This is a genomic window from Streptomyces sp. NPDC002328 (assembly GCF_042890065.1).
Taxonomy (GTDB): domain Bacteria; phylum Actinomycetota; class Actinomycetes; order Streptomycetales; family Streptomycetaceae; genus Streptomyces.
Map to the genome: position 1 here is coordinate 253081 of NZ_JBIARQ010000013.1, position 7730 is coordinate 260810.

General features: G+C 71.9%; 6 protein-coding genes. 1 reads left to right on the forward strand and 5 read right to left on the reverse strand.

The features are described from left to right. Positions 1–144: 144 nt before the first annotated feature. The gene (locus ACFYX4_RS29060; RefSeq protein WP_389339479.1) at positions 145–2049 is read right to left on the reverse strand and encodes an AMP-dependent synthetase/ligase; all 1905 of its coding nucleotides are present in this window, start codon (positions 2047–2049) and stop codon (positions 145–147) included. A gap of 149 nt (positions 2050–2198) precedes the next feature. On the opposite strand from ACFYX4_RS29060, the gene ACFYX4_RS29065 reads away from it, so the two are divergent. Continuing rightward, positions 2199–2432 (forward strand): DUF6480 family protein, encoded by a 234-nt coding sequence (locus ACFYX4_RS29065; protein WP_389339481.1) that lies wholly within the window; start codon positions 2199–2201, stop codon positions 2430–2432. Between the two features lie 23 nt (positions 2433–2455). Here the strand turns inward: ACFYX4_RS29065 and ACFYX4_RS29070 are convergent, their stop codons facing one another. The 4 genes from ACFYX4_RS29070 to ACFYX4_RS29085 form a co-directional block, all read right to left on the reverse strand. Continuing rightward, positions 2456–3556 carry a glutamate--cysteine ligase gene (locus ACFYX4_RS29070; protein WP_389339483.1) on the reverse strand — a complete coding sequence of 367 codons (1101 nt, stop codon included), beginning with the start codon at positions 3554–3556 and terminating at the stop codon, positions 2456–2458. A 54-nt stretch (positions 3557–3610) separates the two neighbouring features. Continuing rightward, the gene (gene glgB, locus ACFYX4_RS29075) at positions 3611–5905 is read right to left on the reverse strand and encodes a 1,4-alpha-glucan branching enzyme (RefSeq protein WP_389339485.1); all 2295 of its coding nucleotides are present in this window, start codon (positions 5903–5905) and stop codon (positions 3611–3613) included. 3 nt (positions 5906–5908) lie between these two features. Then, the gene (locus ACFYX4_RS29080) at positions 5909–7270 is read right to left on the reverse strand and encodes a maltokinase (protein WP_389339487.1); all 1362 of its coding nucleotides are present in this window, start codon (positions 7268–7270) and stop codon (positions 5909–5911) included. A 28-nt stretch (positions 7271–7298) separates the two neighbouring features. Further along, positions 7299–7730: alpha-glucosidase C-terminal domain-containing protein (locus ACFYX4_RS29085; RefSeq protein WP_389339489.1), on the reverse strand; the 432-nt coding region annotated here is incomplete at its 5' end.

Here is a 7730-nt window from a genome sequence, read left to right on the forward strand (position 1 = left end):
TGTACCCGGGGCCGTCGTCCTTTCTTCCGCAGCTTGCTCGTCGCACCTATCAGGGTTCCCGAGGCGGCGCAGGCTACGCGTCCGGCGCACGACGGCGAACAGGGGGACACGCGGGGCGATCGAGCGGCCACGCGGCGTGCCCGGTCAGCGGAACACGTCGTCGGCGTCGTCCCAGCCGAGCACCTCCTCCGGCGCGCTCCGCCGCGGCGGCCGGGCGCGGGCCTGGTACATCGCCTCGATCTCGGCCGCGTAGTGCCGCACTATCGAGTCCCGGCGCAGCTTCATCGACGGCGTCAGCAGACCGTTGGACTGGTCGAACGGCTGCGTGAGGATGCGGAAGCAGCGGATGGACTCCGAGCGGGACACCGAGCTGTTGGCGGCGGCCACCGCCCGGCCGATCTCGTCCCGCAGGGCGTTCTCCTCCCGGTCCTCCCGGCTGGGCGTGTCGCCGTGCAGCGACAGCGTGCCGCGCCAGTGCGCCAGGAAGTCGGGGTCCAGCGTGATCAACGCGCCCACACAGGGCCGGTTGTCGCCCACGACGACCGCCTGGTGCACGAGCGGATGCATCCGCAGCCGCTGCTCCAGCGCGGCCGGCGCCACGCTCTTGCCGCTGCTGGTGATGATGACGTCCTTCTTGCGGCCCGTGATGGTGAGATAGCCGTCGGAGTCCAGCGCCCCGAGGTCGCCCGTGGCCAGCCAGCCGCCCCGCATCGCCGCCCGGGTCGCGGCGTCGTCGTTGACGTAGCCCTGGAACACCGAGGGGCCGCGCACAAGGATCTCCCCGTCGTCCGCCACCTGGATCTCCGTGCCCGGCAGGGCCTGTCCGACGGTGCCCGACTTCTCCCGGCCCAGCGGCTGCATGGTGACCCCGCCGCTGGTCTCGGTGAGCCCGTACCCGTCGTGCACGTAGATGCCGATGCCCTCGTAGAAGAGGGACAGATCGCGGTGCAGGGGCGAGCCGCCCGACGTGGCACGGTGCACGCGCCCGCCCAGGGAGGCGCGGAGTCTGCGGTACACCGTGCGCTCGAACAGGGCGTGCTGGAGCCGCAGATCGAAGCCGGGACCCGAACCCCGGCCGAGCCGGTGCCGCTCGACGGCGGCCGCGAAGTCCCGGGCGGTCTCCGCCGCCCGCTCGAACAGCGCGCCACGGCCCGCCTGTTGGGCGGTACGCAGGAAGTTCTTGTAGATCTTCTCGAACACCGAGGGGACGGCGTACAGATACGTCGGCCGGAAGGTGCGCAGGGCCTCGGCGAGCGCGGTGGCGCTCAGGTCGGGCTCATGGCCCATGAGGATGCCGCCGCGCAGACACAGCCCCTGGATCATCAGACCGTAGACGTGGGAGAACGGCAGGAAGGCGAGCACGGAAGGCTGCTCTCCCGCGGGGGCCGCCGTGCGCGCCCAGCCGGCCAGCAGCGTGTCGCAGGGCGAGGCCAGGCTTCGATGGCTGAGGGCGCAGCCCAGGGGGCGGCCGGAGGTGCCGGAGGTGTAGGCGATCACCGCCGTGGAGTCGGGCAGCACGATACGGCGCAGCGAGTCGACCGTGGTGAGCGCCGTCGTCGCGCCGAGGCGCGTCAGCTCGTCCAACGCGCCCGCGTCCAGCTGCCACACATGGCGCAGGGTCGGCAGCGTCGCGCACACCGAGCCCACCGTCATCACGCTCTGCTCGTCCTCGACGACCACGCCGACGCAGCCGGCGTCCCGCAGGATCCACTCGACCTGGTCGCGGGAGGACGTGGGGTAGATGGGGACGACCTCGGCGCCCAGCGCCCACAGGGCGTGGCAGAGCACCGACCACTCGTAGCGGGTGCGCGCCATGATCGCCACGCGGTGGCCCGGAGAGATCCCGGACGCGACGAGTCCCTTGGCCAGATCGACCACCTCCTCGCGGAGTTCGAGCGCCGTCACCTCCTCCCACTCGGAGCCGCCGGAGCGGGGACGGCGGGCGAGCACGGGGAGCGCGGGGGTACGGGCCGCCGTCTCGAAGACGCTGTCGGCGAGCCCTCCGGTCAGGGGCGGGGCGGCTGGGGGAGCGAGGGCGACGGGGCGCATGCGCTGCTCCTGACATGTACGGGGTGTGACTCCGCCGACGAGGACTGTTATCGACGGTGGTCGAATGTAGCCCAGGCGGGACCGGTTGTGGCCGGGAACGTATAAGTAATCCGCGTTGATGATCTCGGTGGGAGGGGGACTCGGGGGACATGACCCACATCAGCCCCGATCCCGAACCCGAACGCAGCACCGGCCTGGAACCGGGAGGCGGTGTTCCGCCCGGCGAGACGCCGCCCGCGGAGAGCAGCCTGCCCGAGGCCGGGCCGCGTCAGCCGCAGCACGCTTCCAAGGGCTGGGCCAAGGCCCCGCTCACCCTGATCATCGTCCTGACCGTCCTCGTCGCGGCCTTCTTCCTGGCATACGCCCTGGTCCTCCTGCTCTGAGCGGGAGGACCCAGCCACAACCCCTACATCGCTTTCTCGGCCTGGGTGTGCCGGACGCAGGCGGTGACCACCTCGCGCAGACTGCCCGTGCGCTCCCACACCTCGCGCTGGATCCGCGCGCCGTTGCCGTCGCGCAGCAGCGCGGCGCAGCCCTCGCGGGCCCGCTCCAGGTCCCCGGTGTCCGCGAGCGCGTCCGAGACATGGTTCAGCAGTGCCTCCACCACCGTCCCGGCGGGCGCCCGCCGCATGGTCGCCGGATGCAGCAGCTCCCCGCTCAGCCCGGAGTGGGAAGCCTGCCAGGAGGCCAGCCGCAACAGGCTCACACCCGGGTCGACCGGCTCCTCGCCGGCCTTCCACGCACGGGCGGCCGTCTCGACCAGTCCCCGCGCGAGGGTGGCGACGAGGACGGCGGTCTCCGCGTGCAGACAGACGTCCGCGACCCGGATCTCCACCGTCGGATAGCGCGCGGACAGCCGGGCGTCGAAGTAGATCATCCCGTCGTCGAGGATCGTGCCCGTGGCCACCATGTCCGCCACCTGCCGGTGATAGCGCTCCGCCGAACCGAACGGCTCGGTCGGACCGGCCGAGGGCCAGCGGCCCCACACCCGGCTGCGGTAGCTGCTGTATCCGGACTCCTTCCCCTGCCAGAAAGGCGAGTTGGCGCTCAGCGCCAGCAGCACCGACAGCCACGGCCGGATCCGGTCGAGCACCGCGACACCCTCGTCGTCGGACTCCACCGACACATGGACGTGGCATCCGCACACCAACTGCTCACGCGTCGCGATGCCGTACTGCTCCGCCATCCACTGATAGCGGCGGTTCATCCCGACGGAGGGCTGCACCGGCAGCGGCGACGTCGCCAGCGCCGCCACCGTGCAGCCGATCTCCCCCGCGTGCCGGGCGGCCTCCGCGCGGATGCGGACGATCTCCTCGGCGAGCTCGTCCATGCCCGACTGCGGATGGGTGGCGAACTCCAGCATCTGGTTGTGCAGTTCCTTCTCGAAGACCTCGTGCTCGCCCTCGTCCCGGGTGGCGCGGGCGAGAACAGCGGCGGACAGCGCCTGTGGTTCTCCGGTCTCCGGGTCGACCAGGAGGAGTTCCTCCTCCACTCCGACGGTGCGCACGTGATTCAGCCTCTCTGCCGGTCGTACGCACCCGAATGCCCTCTACGGCCTCCTTCACACGGCGGTCGGCGTGAGCCAGACCGTGGCGAGCGGCGGCAGCGTCAGCCGGATCTCCCCGTTCTCCGGCTTCACCGGACCGACGAGGCGGACATCGCTCCCGCCGTAGCGCGCGTCGTCGGTGTTGAGGGCCTCGTACCAGAGCGGGACCTCGTCGGGGACGCCGATCCGGTAGTCGTGCCGGACCACCGGCGAGAAGTTGCTGACGGCGAGCAGGGGCGCGCCGTCGGCGTCGTGGCGCAGGAACGCGAAGACGTTGTCGTCGGCCGCGTCGCACAGCAGCCAGCGGAAGCCGGCCGGGTCGGTGTCCCGCTGCCACAGCGCGGGCGTCGCGCGGTAGAGGGTGTTGAGGTCGCGGACGAGATCGCGCACACCCCGGTGGTCGGGCTCGGCCCCGTAACCGGGGTCGAGGAGGTGCCAGTCGGGGCCGTGCGCCTCGGACCACTCCGCGCCCTGCGCGAACTCCTGCCCCATGAACAGGAGTTGCTTGCCCGGGTGGGCCCACATGAAGCCCAGGTAGGCACGGTGGTTCGCCCGCCGCTGCCACCAGTCGCCCGGCATCTTCGACACCAACGCCTGCTTGCCGTGCACCACTTCGTCATGGGAGATCGGCAGGACGTAGTTCTCGCTGTAGGCGTAGATCATCGAGAACGTCATCTCGTGGTGGTGGTACTTGCGGTGCACCGGCTCCTTGCTCATGTACTCCAGCGAGTCGTGCATCCAGCCCATGTTCCACTTCAGCCCGAAGCCCAGACCGCCGCTCTCGGTCGGCCGGGTCACCCCGCCCCAGGCCGTGGACTCCTCCGCGATCGTCACCACGCCGGGGGCGCGGCGGTAGACGGTCGCGTTCATCTCCTGGAGGAACGCCATCGCGTCCAGGTCCTCCCGGCCGCCGTGCACGTTCGGCGTCCACTGCCCGGAGTCCCGCGAGTAGTCGAGGTAGAGCATCGAGGCGACGGCGTCCACCCGCAGCCCGTCGACATGGAACTCCTCGCACCAGTACACCGCGTTGGCCACCAGGAAGTTGCGCACCTCGGTACGCCCGAAGTCGAACTCGAAGGTGCCCCAGTCGGGATGCTCGGCCCGCCGCGAGTCCCCGGGCTCGTACAGCGCGTCCCCGTCGAAGCGGGCCAACGCCCAGTCGTCCTTGGGGAAGTGCGCCGGCACCCAGTCCACGATCACGCCGATGCCCGCCCGGTGCAGCGTGTCGACGAGGAACTTGAAGTCGTCCGGGCCGCCGAGCCGCGAGGTCGGCGCGTAGAAGCCGGTGATCTGGTAGCCCCAGGAGCCCGAGAACGGGTGCTGGGCCACCGGCATGAACTCCACGTGCGTGAAGCCCAGGTCCTTCACATAGGCGGGCAGCTCGTCCGCGATCTGACGGTACGTCAAGCCAGGCCGCCAGGACGGCAGATGCACCTCGTACACGGAGAACGGCGCTTCGTGCACGGGCAGATCGCCCCGGTGCGCCATCCACTCCTCGTCCTCCCACGTGTAGTGCGAGGCGTGCACGATCGACGCCGTGTCGGGCGGGACCTCGGCGCGGCGGGCCATCGGGTCGGCCTTCAGGAAGCGGTGACCGTAGCGGGAGGTGATCTCGAACTTGTACCGGGTGCCCTCGCCGACCCCGGGAATGAACAGCTCCCACACCCCGGACGCGCCGAGCGAGCGCATCGGGAACGCCGTCCCGTCCCAGTACGTGAAGTCGGCGGCGACGCGCACGCCCCGGGCGTTCGGCGCCCACACGGTGAAGCGGGTGCCCGCCACGCCCTCGTGGATCATCGGCTCCGCGCCCAGCGCCTTCCACAGCTCCTCGTGCCGGCCCTCCCGGATGAGGTGGAGATCGAGTTCGCCCAGCGCGGGCAGGAAACGGTACGGATCGTGCACCTCACCCGCACCCGCACCCGCACCCCCACTCGCACCCGCACCCGCCGAGCCCGACCCGTCCGCCGAGCCCGCCCGGTCCGAGGTCGCCGCGTCCGTCCCGTCCTGCTCGTAGGCGACGCACAGCGTGTACGCGGGGATCGCGTCGAGCGGCAGCAGCGCCGAGAACAGGCCGTCGCCCTCCGACACGAGCGGCACGCGCTCCCCGTCCACCACCACGGCCACCGACCGGGCGAACGGCCGCAGCGCGCGGAAGACGATCCCGGCCGGCGCCGGATGCGCGCCGAGCAGGGAGTGCGGGTCGTGGTGCTCGCCCGCCAACAGACGTCCGCGGTCGGCCGCGTCGAGCGGGGGCGCCGCACCCGGGCGGGGGCCGCCCGACTCCGGCAGAGAGGTGTCGCGCAGAGCCATGGGTCAGCCTCCTCGGACGGCGAGTCGTTCGATCGCCGCCATGGGTACGGGTAGCCAGTCCGGACGGTGCCGCGCCTCGTACAGCACCTCGTAGACGGCCCGGTCGGTTTCGTACGCACGCAGCAGCGCGTGCTTCTTGCGGGGGTCCCAGCCGGCCCGCGCCGCGTAGCCGGCGCAGAACGCCTCCCGGCAGCGGCGCGCCCACTCCGGACGCCAGGGCCGGCGCTGACGGGCGGCGTAGTCGAAGGACCGCAGCATGCCGGCGATGTCCCGGACCGGCGAGTGCGGGCTGCACCGCTCGGCCAGCGGGCGGGACGGCTCGCCCTCGAAGTCGATGACGAACCACTCCCGCCCCGCGCGCAGCACCTGACCGAGATGCAGGTCGCCGTGGATGCGCTGGGCGGGCGGGCCCGCGTCGCACGCCGCGAGCGCCCCGAACGCGGTGGTGAGTCCCGGGACGAACGGCCGCAGCGCCGCCACATGGTGCGCGGCGGCCTCCAGCCGCTCCGTCATCGCCGCCGCCGTCCGCGCGTTGTCGCCGTGCGGACCGGCCGGGAAGGCCGCGGCGAGGGACAGGTGCACCTCCGCCGTGGCCCGGCCCAGCGCCTCGGCCTCGACCGTGAAGTCGTCGCCGTGGGCGAGGGCGTCCAACGCCAGCGTCCAGCCGTCCGAGGCTTCGGGCAGGAACGGCTGGAGCACACCGAGCGTCGCCTCCAGGGGATGCGTCGTCCGGAACCAGGCCACCGGCGCCGGCACCCGCCCGCACCCCTGCCCGGCCAGCGCCACCGGCACCTCCAGATCGGGATTGACCCCGGGCTGGACCCGCCGGAACACCTTCAGGATGAAGGCGTCCCCGTACACCACGGACGTGTTCGACTGCTCCGCCGCCAGCAGCCGCGGCGCCAGCCCCGCCGGTACCGCCGCCGACGGATCGGACTCGAAGCACAGCGGCCCGAGCGAGCCCGGATGCCGCATCCGCTCCAGCAGCAGCTGCGCCGACCGGGGGTCCTGCAAGGCGTCATGGACCGTCAGACCGGCCAGCGCGCCTTCCTCCACCCTGCCGATCAGGGCCCGGCCCAGCCGCGGGGACTGGTGCCGCTGGATGCCGAGGAGCAGTTGGTAGCAGTCACCGGGCGGGGGAGTGCCGCCGGGCGAGGGCACGCCCGACTGGCCGGTCTGCACCAGCAGATGCAGACAGCCCGGATACAGCTCCGTCATGGACAGCAGTCGCAGATCGTTGAGCGGCCGGTCCTTGCCCGCGAACCAGCGCTGCGACGGCAGCCACTCGCGCAGCAGTCCGCCGAGCGTCCCCACGGAGCGGACGCCGGCGGCACTGCCCGAGCTCAGAGATGCGGTCTTCGGCATGGTGACGCGTCCTTTCCTCGGCGCACGCTCACAGGCGCCGGCCGACGCGGGATGCGGCTCGGGCGAGCCGGAACCAGTAGAAGCCGTGGCCCGCGAGGGTGAGCAGGTAGGGCAGCTCGCCGATGGCGGGGAAGCGGACGCCGCCGAACAGTTCGACCGGGTGGCGGCCCTTGAAGCGGCTGAGGTCCAGTTCGGTGGGCTGGGCGAAGCGGGAGAAGTTGTGCACGCACAGCACCAGGTCGTCTTCGTATTCGCGGAGGAAGGCGAGGACGGCGGGGTTGGAGGAGGAGAGTTCGGTGTAGGAGCCGAGGCCGAAGGCGTGGTTCTGTTTGCGGATCTCGATCATGCGGCGGGTCCAGTGCAGGAGCGAGGACGGCGAGGCCATGGAGGCTTCGACGTTGGTGACCTGGTAGCCGTAGACGGGGTCCATGATGGTGGGCAGGAACAGCCGGCCGGGGTC